Here is a 387-nt window from a genome sequence, read left to right as displayed (position 1 = left end):
ATATCATAATGTTATTATTACTAAAGTTGTTTGTGCCACAGGAATTTGGTAACGAGTTTAGTGGAGCAGCAGGATTATCGAAAGATTTAATACCCAACCTAAAAAGGGAGAAAGAAGCAATAATTGAAGGGTCACAATCGGGTCTAACAGACGGCACAAAGAAGCTAATACAAGCTGCTCATAAGGTTGTATTTAGGAAAAGAAAAATTCAGGAAAAGGGGGAAACTTCATCAAGAACTCATACACAGCAGCAATCTCTGCCATCTAATTCTGGTATGAGTAGTATTAACCCTGGTTTACTCGAGTCTTCGAGTGAGGAGAATTTTTGAGGCTTTGTAGGTGACCTAGCCTGGTTTCCTCCTTCTTATAGCTACCCCCAACTGGTTC

The 387-nt window shown here is 39.8% G+C and carries 1 protein-coding gene; it reads left to right on the top strand.

The annotated features are described in order from the left end of the window. On the top strand, positions 1–329 hold a 329-nt coding region (locus tag HX793_RS30830), incomplete at its 5' end, for a hypothetical protein (RefSeq protein WP_178905620.1). Positions 330–387: the final 58 nt, after the last annotated feature.

It is taken from the genome of Pseudomonas reactans (assembly GCF_013387025.1).
GTDB lineage: Bacteria > Pseudomonadota > Gammaproteobacteria > Pseudomonadales > Pseudomonadaceae > Aquipseudomonas > Aquipseudomonas reactans.
The sequence above is the reverse complement of the archived record's forward strand: the minus strand, read 5'-3'. Positions and strand labels throughout refer to the sequence as shown.